Here is a 13599-nt window from a genome sequence, read left to right as displayed (position 1 = left end):
GTGGGGATTTAATGCAAAGTCAGCACGGACACTTTTTCATGCTCTTGCCGCCATAACGCTCATCCTGGCAGCGGCGGAAGAAGGCCTCGCGGCTCATCACTTCCGCCTTGGGATCGAAACGGCGGCGGCTGGCGACATAGGCGTCGTAATCCTTGACCCCCACCATCAGCCGGGCGGTTTTCGCCCATTGCGCCCATAGTTTTCCCATCACGCGCCCTCCTGGCGGAATACCGCCGGCACCTCTTTGGCGGTGGCCCATTTCACCGCCAGCGATTTGCGGATCACATTGACGGAGAACACCAGCATGGCGATCACCACCGCCATGAACAGCGCCGTCAAGGTGGCGTCCACATAATCATTGAAGATGATTTGCTGCATTTGCGCCATATTCTTGGCTGGCGCCAATACCTCGCCCTTGGCCGCGGCGGCGGAGAATTTGTCGGCGTGAGCCAGGAAGCTGATCTTGGGGCTGGCATGGAACAGTTTCTGCCAACCGGCGGTCAGCGTCACCACCAGCAACCACAGCGTGGGCACGGCGGTAACCCAGATATAGCGGGTCTTTTGCATCTTGATCAGTACCGCCGTGGCCAGGATCAGCGCGATGCCGGCCAGCATCTGGTTGGCGATGCCGAACAGCGGCCACAAGGTGTTGATGCCGCCCAGCGGATCCACCACGCCCTGGTACAGGAAATAGCCCCAGCCGGCCACCGCCAGCCCGGTGGCCACCAAGTTGGCGGTCCAGGATTCGGTATTGGCCATCGGTTTGACCACCAGACCCAGCAGGTCCTGGATCATGAAGCGCAGCACGCGGGTGCCGGCGTCGATGGTGGTCAGGATGAACAAGGCTTCGAACAGGATGGCGAAGTGATACCAGAAGGCCATCATTCCCGGCCCGCCGATCACATTGGACAGGATGTGGGCCATGCCCACCGCCAGCGTCGGTGCGCCGCCGGCGCGCGACAGGATGGTGCTCTCGCCCACATCCTTGGCCATTTGGGTCAGCATGTCCGGCGTGATGACGAAACCCCAGCTGGAAATCACCTGGGCGGCTTCTTCCGCGGTCTTGCCTATCACCGCCGCCGGGCTGTTCATCGCGAAGTAGACGCCCGGGTCCAGCACGCAGGCGGCGATCAGCGCCATGATGGCGACGAAGCTTTCCACCAACATGGAGCCGTAGCCGATCACGCGGGCATGGGTTTCGTTTTCCAGCATCTTGGGCGTTGTGCCGGAAGACACCAGCGCATGAAAACCGGACACCGCGCCGCAGGCGATGGTGATGAACAGGAAGGGGAACAGATTGCCGGCGAACACCGGGCCGCTACCGTCGACGAACTTGGTCACCGCCGGCATGTGCAGATTCGGCGCCACGATCACGATGCCGATGGCCAGGCCGACGATGGTGCCGATTTTCAGGAAGGTGGACAGATAGTCGCGCGGAGCCAGCAGCAGCCACACCGGCAGCACCGAGGCGATGAAACCGTAGCCGATCAAGGTCCAGGCCAGCGTGGTGCCGCTCAGGGTGAACAGCGGCGCCAGGGTTTCGCTCTTGGCGATGTCGCCGCCGTAGACGATGGCCAGCATCAGCAGAATGAAGCCGATGACCGAGATTTCACCGATCTTGCCCGGACGGATGAAGCGAGTATAGATGCCCATGAACAACGCGATCGGTATCGTGGCGGCGATGGTGAAAGTGCCCCACGGGCTGCCGGTCAGCGCCTTGACCACCACCAGCGCCAGCACCGCCAGCAGGATCACCATGATCATCAGGATGCCGATGGAGGCGATGACGCCTGGGATGGCGCCCAGTTCGGTGCGAATGATCTCGCCCAGCGACTTGCCGTCGCGGCGCACCGACAGGAACAGGATCAGGAAGTCCTGCACCGCGCCGGCCAGCATCACGCCGACCAAGATCCACAGCGTGCCCGGCAGATAACCCATCTGCGCGGCCAGCACCGGGCCCACCAACGGGCCGGCACCGGCGATGGCGGCGAAGTGGTGGCCGAACAACACCCATTTATTGGTGGGCACATAATCCAGGCCGTCATTGTACTTTTCCGCCGGCGTCAATCGGCGCGCGTCCAGCTCCAGCACTTTGTTGGCGATGAAGCGGCCATAGAAACGATAGGCGATGGCGTAGACCGACACCGCCGCCACGATCAGCCACACCGCGTTGACCGGTTCGCCCCGGTTCAGCGCCACGACGGCGAAGGCCGCCGCCCCCGCCAGCGCGACGGCCAGCCAGGCGGCCCATTCTTTAATCTGTTGCATATGCCAAGTTCCTGTTCTCTTTATCCCGTTTTTAATTCCCCGCGTCCCGCCGGCCAAGGCCTGCGCGCGCGGATTTTTTTTGCCTGATCGATTCTGGATAGATAGCGCCGGAAGATCAAGCCATGGGCAATGATTTCAAAAACCCTCAAAATTGATTATGACAAATGGCAGTCACGATAACACTAAAGTCGCGCCGGATGGCCGCGTGCTACTATTTTAGGACTCAAGGCCAAACCCTTTCGAAGACATGCCCAGCGATACCCCTCATATTCTCATTGTCGAAGACGATGTGAGACTAGCCGAATTGATAGGCGCCTACCTGACCAAGCACGGCTATCGCATCACCCAGCACGGCCGCGGCGACACGGCGCCGGCCATCATTCTGGAAGAGAAGCCGGACTTGGTGATTCTGGACATCATGCTGCCGGGCAAGGAAGGCTTCGACGTCTGCCGCGAGATCCGCCCGCGCTATAACGGCCGGGTGTTGATGATGACCGCGCGCGACGAAGACGTGGACGAAATCCTGGGCCTGGAGCTGGGCGCCGACGATTATCTGGCCAAGCCGGTGGAGCCGCGCCGCCTGCTGGCGCGGGTGCGCGCGCTGCTGCGCCGCGGCGGCCCCGGCGCCCAGGCCGATGGCGACAACGGCGGCGACGATAGCTTTACCTTCGGCCAGTTCTGCATCAGCCAGGCCACGCGCGAGGCGACGCTGAGCGGGGACTTGATCGACCTGACCACCGCCGAATTCGACCTGCTGTGGCTGCTGTCCTCCCACGCCGGCCAAGTGCTGTCCCGCGACGACATCATGAGCGAGCTGCGCGGCATCGGCTTTGACGGCCTGGACCGCTCGATAGACGCGCGCATTTCACGGCTGCGCCGCAAGCTGGGCGACAACCCCGACGCGCCGGCCCGGATCAAGACCGTGCGCGGCAAAGGCTATCTGTTCTCGCGCAGCGACTGGGAATAAGGCATGAGCGCGCGTCGTCTTCGCGGCTGGCTCAAGCCGTCGCTGGGCACCCTGTTCGCCCGTTATTTCTTCGCCACCATGCTGGCGGAGCTGATCATCATCATCGGCTTCGGCTTCATGGTCACCAAGCTGTACGAAAACAGCGACCGCGACAGCAAGCTGCAATTCATGAACGGCACCGTGAGCCTGATCCGCCAACAGTTGGAACAGACGCCACACCAGGATTGGGACCGCAAACTCGCCGACATCGCCCGCGCCTTCAGCTATCCGGTCAAGCTGATCGCCCATCCTCCCGACGATTTCGATCCGGAAGGCCATGCCGCGCTGCAAGACGGCCGCCCTTATCTGGATTTCGACGACCAGCTGCTCTACGTGCCCTTGCCGCGCGATCCGCGGCTGCTGCTGCTCGGCCCGCTGGAAGCGCCGCCCAGCAATAGCAGCTGGATCAGCGAGGACATGGAAATCCTGCTGCTCTGGATATTGCTGACCGGCTCCACGCTGGGCACGCTGATCTATTTCAGCCTGCGTCCGCTGTGGAAGGACTTGCTGGAAGTGCGCCGCAAGGCGGAGATTTTCGCCGACGGCGATTTCAGCGCCCGCGCCCAGCCCTCCAAGAGCCGGCTGCTGGCGCCCTTGTCGCGCGCCTTCAACAGCATGGCGGCGCGGCTGGAGCGGCAGATGGAAACGCGCCAGGCGCTGTCCCACGCCATCGCCCACGAAATCCGCACTCCCATCGCGCGGCTGCGCTTCGGCCTGACCATGCTGGAGGAGGAAGAGGACGAGCTGGAATGGAAGCGCTATCGCGAGGGCATGGAGCGCGATATGCAGGAGTTGGAGGAGCTGTTCAACACCAGCATGGAGTTCGCCAAGCTCAACCGCAACGAAGTGCCGCTGCATTGGGAAACCGTGGACCTGTACGACTGGTTCGACGACCTGATCGACCTGGTGACGCCGTTGAAGCCGGCCAATATCGCGCTGGAACTGGATTGCGTGCTGGGCAACGGCGCCTTCGACCGCAAGCTGATGTATGTGGCCAGCCGCAACCTGCTGCTCAACGCCTTCAAATACGCCAACGCCAAGGTCAGGCTGACGGTGTGCCACAGTCCCTCCGGCCAACTGCTGATCCATGTCGACGACGACGGCTGCGGCATTCCCGAAGCCGAGCGCGACAAGGTGTTCGAACCCTTTCTGCGGCTGGACCGCAGCCGCGACCGCGCCACCGGCGGCTACGGCCTGGGCCTATCCTTCGTCAAGCTGATCACCGAGCACCACGGCGGCCAGGTCAGCATAGCCGCCAGCGAACTGGGCGGCGCGCGCTTTACCCTGCGCATCATGCAACCGCAGCAATAATAAGACCCGCTAACAAAACCCCTGATCCTGCGTTGCGCCTCCTTGTCGTACTACGGGTACTGCCTGCGTCGGCGCGCCTTGGCTCAGGTTCTCTGCGAGGTGTTGTTAGCGGCGCTAAGGAGAGCCGGCACGGGCCTGTCCGCGCCGGCGAAAAGTAAAGCCGCAGTTTGTTAAGCAATCTGAATTGGGTCACGCTCCGTCACAAAGCGGGGACAGGAAGCCAACAGACCCGAGGCCGCCGCGCCGGGATAATGCCAGCATCTCAACTTGGATTCGGGTATTTCCCATGGTTTCTTCACGACCGGCCGCCCTGCTGGTACACGGTCTGGGCGGCAGCGCATACGACCTCGGCGCGCTTGGACGCACACTGGAAGAGGCGGACATCGTCACCCACACCCCGCTATTGCCGGGACATGGCGGCGAGCCGGAAGATCTGCTGTCCGTCCGCTGGCAGGACTGGGTGGAAACCATACGCAAGGAATACCTGGAACTGAAAACCCGCCACAAGGTGGTGCATCTTGCCGGCGTTTGCCTGGGCGGCCTGGTGGCGCTGGAAGTGGCGCGGCTGGAAAATCATCAGGACGGCCTCGCCTTGTACGCGCCGCCGCTGTTCCTGGATGGCTGGAGCCTGCCCAAGCTGACCTGGGCGCGCCACATCGTTTACCGCATTCCCGGCCTGGCCAAGAAGATGCGCGTGCCGGAAGTCGAACCGTTCGGCATCAAGAACGCCCGTATCCGCAAGGCGATCCAACAGCGCTTCGAACGCGGCGAGCGCTTCCATTACGCCTATATTCCGCTGGCCTGCATCCGCCAGGTGGACGGGCTGCGCCGCCAGCTGATGCCGCGGCTGGAACAGATCACCTGCCCTACGCTGATCGTGCACGCCGACGAGGACGATATCACCAGCCCACGCTCCGCCCATTATCTGCAACGCTATCTGGGCGGCAGCGTAGACTTCATGCCGCTGTCCAACAGCTATCACATGGTGATGGTGGACAATGAGCGCGGCGAGGTACTCAAGCGCAGCCTGAAGTTCTTCAATCACCGCGCCCAAACGCCGGCCGCCAGCACCGAGCAAAGCGGCTGGGGCATGTTCGCCGCCGCCTGAACCACGCCCCGCTCCATCAAGGCAAGCTTTCCGCTTGCCTTTTTTCTTGTCTGCTCGCTCATTTAAAGTTGCAAGCAATCACAACTAAACATTGGATTTAACAGCCGCGCAAACTTCCTGGCCGTCTCGTCATCAACCGTCATCAAGCCAGAACACAGCGACAATGGAACGCCAGGGCCGGCTGAAGCAAACTGTTTGCACGAGCCGGATCGGCCCCCCGCCGGTCTTGCAACGGTTTCGTTCTCTTTTCCCTTTGTGTGACTTTGCATGCCCGCCGGCTCCGGCGGGCATCTTTTCTTTCACCTGCCCACCCTGCGCGGTTACATATCGTTACACAAGACCTCCATCGATCACACAAAGAGCGTTTACAAGCTCAACAGACCGATTTGCTTCTTATTCGCACAATAACGCAGTTATCAACAAAGTAAACAGTCGCAAAAAATGAAAAAACTGATTACCGCTTCCGTGCTGAGCCTGGCAGCTCTGTCCGCACACGCCGCCGATCCGGGCCTCTACGTCTTCGGCAACACCGGTTACAACTTCTCCAAGCCTGAGTCCGGCAATCGAAACATCATGCTGAAAGACGCCAAGGCCGCCGGCACGGTCTGGGAACTGGGCGCCGGTTACCGCTTCAATCAATACCTGGCCACCGAGCTGTCTTATGCGGACTTCGGCAAATCCAAGGCCAATGGCTCCTTCATGGGCAGCACAGGCAGCGGCTCCGTCGCCACCACGGCCGAACGCATCGCCGTATTGGGCATTCTGCCGGTGACCCAGGATTTGGAAGTTTTCGGCAAGGCCAGCCTGAACAATGTGCACACCAAGCTCAAGATCGACCGCTTTGCCAGCCAAACTTTCAACGACACCCGCTTGGGTCTTGGTTTCGGCGCGCAGTATCAGCTGCACAAAAATCTGTCGCTGCGTGGCGAATACGAATACATCGCCGGCAATGACTTCCAGCTGCCTGGCGGACAAAGCGTGATCAAGACTTCCGGCACCAGCGTGCTGAAGGCCGGCATCAGCTACCACTTCTGATCCCACCCCTTGCCAGCGCTCGCCAGCCGCGGCCCTTGCGTCCGCGGCTGGTTTTGCGTTTCAAGCCGTCGGCACCGCCATGCCGCGCCGCACCGCCGGCCGCTCGCCCACTCGCTGGAACCAGTCCCGCACCCGGGGAAACACCGACAGGTCCACCTGATGCCAATCATGACGCGCCGTCCATGGGTAAAGCGCGATATCGGCGATGCCGTACTCGCCGGCAACGTAATCCCGCCCGTCCAGGCGCCGGTTCAGCACGCCGTACAGGCGCAAGGCCTCATCGTGGTAGCGCTTCTGCGCGTAAGGAACGGTTTCCGGCGCATAGCGCAGGAAATGGTGGGCCTGGCCCAGCATAGGCCCGAAACCGCCCATCTGGAACATCAGCCATTGCAGCGCCTCGTAGCGCGCCGCGCCCGCCGCCGGCAGCAGGCGGCCATGCTTCTCCGCCAGGTATTGCAGGATGGCGCCGGATTCGAACAGCGCCAGCGGCCGTCCATCCGGGCCGTCCGGGTCGACGATGGCCGGAATCTTGTTATTGGGGCTGATCGCCAGAAAGTCCGCCGCGAATTGCTCGTCCTTGCCGATATCCACCGTATGCACGGCGTAAGGCAGCGCCAATTCTTCCAGCATGATGGAAATCTTGCGCCCATTGGGCGTGCCCCAGGTGTAGAGCTCAATCATTATCCGTATCTCCCGTGTTCAAACCGGCCGCGGCGCACAGGCGCGCGCCGCGCCGTCTGCTACAATGCAGCCCATTTCAAGCCTTCAGGATACTGCGATGAGCCAGCCGCGCGTCAACGATGTCAAAGCCTTCCTCTTGGACCTGCAGGACCGCATCTGCGCGGCGCTGGAGCAGGCCGACGGCGGCGCGCGCTTCGTCGAGGACGCCTGGCAGCGGCCGGGCGGCGGCGGGGGACGCAGCCGGGTGCTGGCCAAGGGCGCGCTGTTCGAGCAGGCCGGCGTCAACTTCTCCCATGTTTATGGCGATACGCTGCCCGCTTCCGCCACCGCCCATCGGCCGGAACTGGCCGGCCGCGGCTTCCAGGCCATGGGCGTATCGCTGGTGATCCATCCGGAGAACCCGCACATCCCCACCAGCCACGCCAATGTCCGCTTCTTCATCGCGGAGAAGGACGGCGAGGCCCCGGTGTGGTGGTTCGGCGGCGGCTTCGACCTGACGCCCTTCTATCCGGTGGAGGCCGACGCGGTGCACTGGCACCGCGTGGCCCGCGACTTGTGCCAGCCTTTTGGCGAACAGGTCTACCCGGACTACAAGCGCTGGTGCGACGAGTACTTTTTCCTGAAGCACCGCAACGAGGCGCGCGGCATCGGCGGCCTGTTCTTCGACGATCTGAACGCCTGGGGCTTCGATTCCTGTTTCCGCTTCATGCAGGCGGTGGGCAACGGCTTCACCGATGCCTATCTGCCCATCGTCGAGCGCCGCCGGCACGACAGCTGGGGACACCGCGAGCGCCAGTTCCAGCTCTATCGCCGCGGCCGCTATGTCGAATTCAACCTGGTCTGGGACCGCGGCACCCTGTTCGGCCTGCAATCCGGCGGCCGCACCGAATCCATCCTGATGTCGATGCCTCCGTTGGCGCGCTGGGAGTACGATTACCAGCCGGAACCGGGCAGCCCGGAAGCGGCGCTGAGCGAACGCTTCCTGACGCCGCGCGACTGGCTGGCCTGAGCCGGCGCAGCGGCCCGGCCAATCACAAGGACCGCGAAATCGGGTATCCTTGCGCAGCCATTCATAATCATTCACACAAAATCCGTTCCGCATGAGCCAACCCCTTTCCTCGGCCGGCCGCCCCGGCCTTGCCGCCCGTTTCCGTGTGGAAACGGCGCTGTGGCTATTGTTCGCCGCCATCTGGTTTGGCTCGCTCGGCTACCGCGGGCTGATACACGCCGACGAGGGCCGCTACGCCACGCTATCGCTGTTCATGTTGCATAGCGGCGACTGGATCACCCCGCGCCTGAACGGTCTGCTGTATTTCGAAAAACCGGCGCTGCAATACTGGATGGGCGCGCTGAGCTTCGCCGCCTTCGGCGTCAACGAGTTCGCCGCCCGCTTCTGGCCGGGCCTGACCGGTTTCTTGACGGTGGCGATGTGCGGCTTCACCGCGCGCCGGCTGTGGGGCGTCGATGCCGGTCGCTACGCGGCGCTGGCCGCCGGCAGCTGCGCCTGGATCATCGCCAACAGCCACTTCCTGGCGCTGGACATGGGGGTCAGCTTCTTCCTGACCGTGGCGCTGTGCGGCTTCCTGCTGGCGCAGCATGACGGCGCCGACGCGCGCGCAAGCCGCAACTGGATGTGGGTGACCTGGGCGGCGATGGCCGCCGCCACGCTGAGCAAGGGCTTGATCGGCCTGCTGATTCCCGGCGCCACCCTGGTGCTGTACAGCCTGCTGAACTGGCAATGGACGTTCTGGAAGCGCATGCACTGGCTGAGCGGGCTGGCCTTGTTCCTGCTGCTGACCGCGCCGTGGTTCATCCTGGTGTCGCAGCGCAACCCCGATTTCGCCCATTTCTTCTTCATCCGCGAGCACCTGGAACGTTTCCTCACCACCGAGCACAAGCGCACCGGCGCGCCGTGGTATTTCGTGCCCTATCTGCTGCTGGGCCTGCTGCCCTGGACCAGCCTGCTGCCGGCGCTGTGCCGCGACGGCTGGCGCGAGCCGGGCGCGCGACTGCGCGTCGGCCGCCTGTTGCTGATCTGGTCGGTCTTCATCTTCGCCTTCTTCAGCAAGTCCAGCTCCAAGCTGCCGTCCTACATCCTGCCGATGTTCCCGGCGCTGGCGCTGCAGCTGGCGCCCACGCTGCAGCGCATGCCCGCCGCCGCGCTGAAAAAGCACCTGCTGCCGGCGCTGCTGCTGTGGCTGGCGGCGCTGGCCGTGTATCCCTTCGTCGACCGCTTCGCCTCCGAGGACACGCCGCTGCCGGTGCTGCACGGCTTCGCCCATTTCGTCGCCGTCGCGGCGCTGCTGTTCCTGGGCTGCGCCGTCGCCGCCTGGCGCCTGCTGGGCCGCGAGCGCAAGCTGGCCGCGCTGAGCTGGCTGGCCTTCGGCAGCCTGCTCGCCGTCAGCATCGCCGCCGCCGGCCATGACAGCTACGGCAAGCTGAAGGGCAGCAAGGAGATCGTGGCCCAGATTCAGCCTTATCTGCGCGCGGACACGCCGGTGTTCTCGGTGCGTTACTACGACCAGACCTTCCCCTTCTACCTGGGCCGGCCGGTCACCCTGGTGCAGTTCGTCGACGAGTTCGAATTCGGCGAAGGCCAGGAACCGCAGCGCTGGATGCCGCGGCTGGAACAATTCGTCGCTGCCTGGAACGCCGCGCCGCGCGCGCTGGCGATGACCGACCCCGCCACCTACCAGGAGCTGCAAGCGCTGCGCCTGCCGATGCGGGTGGTGTACCAGGACCCGCGCCGCATGGTGGTGGCCAAGCCCTGAAACTGCTAAAACCAATGGACTCTTTATGAAGTTGATCGAATTCAGCCTGATCCTGCTCGGCGTCTTGCTCAATGCCGCCGCCCAGCTGTGCCTGAAAGCCGGCGTGCGCCAGATCGGCCATTTCGACTTTTCCGCCGCCAACGCGCTGCCGATAGGCTGGTCGCTGGCCACCAATCTGCCCATCATCGGCGGCCTGTCCTGCTACGTGGTCAGCGTGGTGGTGTGGATCATGGCGCTGTCGCGGGTAGAGGTCAGCGTCGCCTATCCCATGCTGTCCATCGGCTATGTGGTCAACGCGCTGCTGGCCTACTGGCTGTTCGGCGAAGCGCTGAGCGCGCAGAAGCTGATCGGCATCGGCGTCATCATCATCGGCGTGGTGCTGGTCGCCCGCAGCTAACGTCAGAAAGGCTCTCATGGATTTCCTGCCCTTTACCCGCCCGGACATCGACGAAGCCACCATCGCCGCCGTCGGCGAGGTGCTGCGCTCCGGCTGGATCACCACTGGTCCCAAGTCCCGTCAGTTGGAAGCCGAACTGTCCGCCCATGTCGGCGGCCGTCCGGTGCGGGTGGTGGCTTCCGCCACCGCAGCGCTGGAAATGGCGCTGCAAGTGGCCGGCGTCGGCCCCGGCGACGAGGTGATCACCTGCCCGCTGAGCTGGGTGGCCACCGCCAACGTGATTCTGAAAGTCGGCGCCAAGCCGGTGTTCGTCGACGCCGACCGCGCCAGCCGCAATATCGACCTGAACCTGGTGGAAGCGGCGATCACCCCGCGCACCCGCGCCATCATCCCGGTGGACCTGGCCGGCCTGCCGGTGGACCGCGACCGCCTGTACGACATCGCCAAGCGCCATCGGCTGCGCGTGATCGAGGACGCAGCCCAGTCCATGGGCGCCAACTGGCGCGGCCGCCGCATCGGCAGCTTTGGCGATTTGGTGTCGTTCAGTTTCCACGCCAACAAGAACATGACCAGCGGCGAAGGCGGCTGCCTGGTGCTGAACGACGAGGACGAAGCCCGTCTGTTCGAGAAGCTTCGGCTACAGGGCGTGACCCGCCACGCCGACGGCGGCATGGATGTGGACGTGCTGGGCGGCAAGTCCAATATGACCGACATCGCCGCCGCCATCGGCCTGGGCCAGCTGCCGCGGCTGGAGGGCTTCAACGCCCGCCGTCGCGCACTGGCCGCGCGGTATTTCCGCCACTTCGACCGCGCGCTGGGCTGCGAGCTGCCGCTGGAAGACATGTCCCAGAGCAACTGGCATATGTTCCAGCCGCTGCTGCCGCTGGATCGGATGAGCATTGACCGCGGCGAATTCATCGCCCGGATGAAAGACCTGGGCATAGGCGTGGGCGTGCACTACCCCGCCATGCATTTGTTCACCCTGTTCCGCGAGATAGGCTTCCAACCGGGTGATTTCCCGGTGGCGGAAGACATCGGCCGCCGCACCGTCACCCTGCCGCTGTTCCCGGCCATGGCCGACGAGGAGGTGGAACGCGTGTGCGCCGCCGTGAGCGGCGTGCTGAAGCCCGTGCTGAGCGTATAAAACATTATGAAAAGCGTAATCGATCTTTCCGTCGTCATCCCGGTATACAACGAGCAGGACGTGCTGCCGGCGCTGTTCGACCGCCTCTACCCGGCGCTGGACGCGCTGGGCGTGTGTTATGAAATCGTCTTCGTCAACGACGGCAGCCGCGACAAGAGCCCGGCCATGCTCGCCGCGCAGTTCGACCAGCGCCCGGACGTGACCCGGGTGGTGCTGTTCAACGGCAACTTCGGCCAGCATCGCGCCATCCTCGCCGGTTTCGAATACAGCCGCGGCGAACGGGTGGTGACACTGGACGCCGACCTGCAAAACCCGCCGGAAGACATCAAGCTGCTGCTGGCGGAAATGGACAAGGGCCACGACTACGTCGGCTCCATCCGCCGCCAACGCAACGACAGCCTGTGGCGCCACCTAGCCAGCCGCGCGATGAACCACCTGCGCGAGAAGCTGACCCGCATCAAGATGACCGACCAGGGCTGCATGATGCGCGCCTACAGCCGCCGCATCATCGACACCATCAATCAGTGCAACGAGCTGCACACCTTCATCCCGGCGCTGGCCTACCAGTTCGCGCAGAATCCGACCGAAGTCACCGTCGGCCATGAAGAACGCTTCGCCGGCGAATCCAAGTATTCGCTGTACAGCCTGATCCGCCTGAATTTCGATCTGATGACCGGCTTCTCCATCGTGCCGCTGCAGTTGTTCTCGCTGCTGGGCATGCTGGTTTCCGCCGGCTCCGGCGTGCTGGTGGTCTATCTGGTGCTGCGCCGGCTCATCGTCGGCCCGGAAGTGGGCGGACTGTTCACCCTGTTCGCCATCGCCTTCCTGCTGATCGGCATCGCGCTGTTCGGCATCGGCCTGCTCGGCGAATATATCGGCCGCATCTACCAGGAAGTGCGGGATAGGCCGCGCTATGTGATCGGCGCGGTGCTGGAGCAAAAGGACAAGCCATGAAAGCCGTGGTGTTCGCTTATCACAATGTCGGCGTGCGCTGCCTGAAGGCGCTGCTCGGCGGCGGCGTGGAGGTGGCGCTGGTGGTCACCCACCGCGACAATCCCAAGGAAAACATCTGGTTCGCCAGCGTGGAGCAGGTCGCCCGCGACCATGGTATCCCGGTGATCACCCCGGACGACCCGAACACGCCGGAAGTGCTGGCCCGGGTGCAGGCGGCGCGGCCGGACTTCCTGTTCTCCTTCTACTACCGCCACATGCTGAAGGCCCCGCTGCTGGAGTGCGCGGCGCGCGGCGCCTTCAATATGCACGGCTCGCTGCTGCCCAAATACCGTGGCCGGGTGCCGATAAACTGGGCCATCATCCACGGCGAAACCGAAACCGGCGCCACCTTGCACGTGATGAACGTCAAACCGGACAACGGTCCCATCGTCGATCAGATGGCGGTGCCCATCCTGCCGGACGATAATGCCGACGAGGTGTTCGCCAAGGTCACCGTGGCAGCGGAAATGGTGTTGGCGCGCAGCCTGCCGACGCTGCTCGCCGGCCAAACTGAATTCCGCCAGCAGGACTTGAGCCTGGGTGGCTATTTCGGCGGCCGCAAGCCGGAGGACGGCCGCATCGACCCGCTGGCCGGCGCCGCCCAGCTGCACAACTTCGTGCGCGCGCTGAGCCACCCGTTCCCGGGCGCCTTCGCCGACACCGGGCGCGGCCGGCTGGTGATCTGGAAAACGCTGCGCGCCGGCAACCACGGCCAGGCGCTGCAAGGCGCGCGGCTGCGCGCCGATGACGGCGCCTTGTGGCTGGAAGCCGTGGACGGCGGTTGCCTGAAAGTATTATCCGCCACGCTGGACGGCGCGCCGCTGGAACAACTGGCGGAACCGCTGGCGCTGAATTGACACGACGGTGACAGGGCCGCGGCGCCCT

The 13599-nt window shown here is 63.9% G+C and carries 13 protein-coding genes; 10 read left to right on the top strand and 3 right to left on the bottom strand.

Annotated elements, in window-relative coordinates; all coding sequences use genetic code 11:
* Positions 1–19: 19 nt before the first annotated feature.
* Positions 20–208 (bottom strand): YbdD/YjiX family protein, encoded by a 189-nt coding sequence (locus VI26_RS08765; protein ID WP_053074331.1) that lies wholly within the window; start codon positions 206–208, stop codon positions 20–22.
* Positions 208–2268 (bottom strand): carbon starvation CstA family protein, encoded by a 2061-nt coding sequence (locus tag VI26_RS08760; RefSeq protein ID WP_048409364.1) that lies wholly within the window; start codon positions 2266–2268, stop codon positions 208–210. Before VI26_RS08760 ends, VI26_RS08765 begins: the two co-directional genes overlap by 1 nt.
* Before the next feature lie 247 nt (positions 2269–2515).
* On the opposite strand from VI26_RS08760, the gene VI26_RS08755 reads away from it, so the two are divergent.
* The 4 genes from VI26_RS08755 (at position 2516) to VI26_RS23210 (ending at position 6728) form a co-directional block, all read left to right on the top strand.
* On the top strand, positions 2516–3235 hold the full coding sequence (locus VI26_RS08755; protein ID WP_048409363.1) for a response regulator: 720 nt from the start codon (positions 2516–2518) through the stop codon (positions 3233–3235).
* Between the two features lie 3 nt (positions 3236–3238).
* Positions 3239–4585, top strand: coding sequence for an ATP-binding protein (locus tag VI26_RS08750; RefSeq protein WP_048409362.1), 1347 nt, complete (start codon positions 3239–3241; stop codon positions 4583–4585).
* 286 nt (positions 4586–4871) lie between these two features.
* Positions 4872–5693, top strand: a complete 822-nt coding sequence (locus VI26_RS08745; protein ID WP_048409361.1) for a carboxylesterase — start codon at positions 4872–4874, stop codon at positions 5691–5693.
* A gap of 441 nt (positions 5694–6134) precedes the next feature.
* Positions 6135–6728, top strand: coding sequence for an outer membrane beta-barrel protein (locus VI26_RS23210; RefSeq protein ID WP_053074330.1), 594 nt, complete (start codon positions 6135–6137; stop codon positions 6726–6728).
* Between the two features lie 60 nt (positions 6729–6788).
* Here the strand turns inward: VI26_RS23210 and VI26_RS08735 are convergent, their stop codons facing one another.
* On the bottom strand, positions 6789–7409 hold the full coding sequence (locus tag VI26_RS08735) for a glutathione S-transferase family protein (protein WP_048409360.1): 621 nt from the start codon (positions 7407–7409) through the stop codon (positions 6789–6791).
* Between the two features lie 97 nt (positions 7410–7506).
* On the opposite strand from VI26_RS08735, the gene hemF reads away from it, so the two are divergent.
* The 6 genes from hemF (at position 7507) to VI26_RS08705 (ending at position 13571) form a co-directional block, all read left to right on the top strand.
* Complete coding sequence (hemF, locus tag VI26_RS08730; protein ID WP_048409359.1) at positions 7507–8418, top strand: oxygen-dependent coproporphyrinogen oxidase; 912 nt, start codon at positions 7507–7509, stop codon at positions 8416–8418.
* Positions 8419–8509: 91 nt separating this feature from the next.
* Positions 8510–10180 (top strand): glycosyltransferase family 39 protein, encoded by a 1671-nt coding sequence (locus tag VI26_RS08725; RefSeq protein ID WP_048409358.1) that lies wholly within the window; start codon positions 8510–8512, stop codon positions 10178–10180.
* A 25-nt stretch (positions 10181–10205) separates the two neighbouring features.
* Positions 10206–10577 (top strand): SMR family transporter, encoded by a 372-nt coding sequence (locus tag VI26_RS08720; RefSeq protein WP_048409357.1) that lies wholly within the window; start codon positions 10206–10208, stop codon positions 10575–10577.
* 16 nt (positions 10578–10593) lie between these two features.
* Complete coding sequence (locus VI26_RS08715) at positions 10594–11721, top strand: DegT/DnrJ/EryC1/StrS aminotransferase family protein (protein ID WP_048409356.1); 1128 nt, start codon at positions 10594–10596, stop codon at positions 11719–11721.
* Positions 11722–11727: 6 nt separating this feature from the next.
* Positions 11728–12675, top strand: coding sequence for a glycosyltransferase (locus tag VI26_RS08710; RefSeq protein WP_048409355.1), 948 nt, complete (start codon positions 11728–11730; stop codon positions 12673–12675).
* Positions 12672–13571, top strand: a complete 900-nt coding sequence (locus tag VI26_RS08705) for a formyltransferase (RefSeq protein WP_048409354.1) — start codon at positions 12672–12674, stop codon at positions 13569–13571. Before VI26_RS08710 ends, VI26_RS08705 begins: the two co-directional genes overlap by 4 nt.
* Positions 13572–13599 lie beyond the last annotated feature (28 nt).

It is taken from the genome of Chromobacterium sp. LK1, from assembly GCF_001043555.1.
Taxonomy (GTDB): domain Bacteria; phylum Pseudomonadota; class Gammaproteobacteria; order Burkholderiales; family Chromobacteriaceae; genus Chromobacterium; species Chromobacterium aquaticum.
The sequence above is the reverse complement of the archived record's forward strand: the minus strand, read 5'-3'. Positions and strand labels throughout refer to the sequence as shown.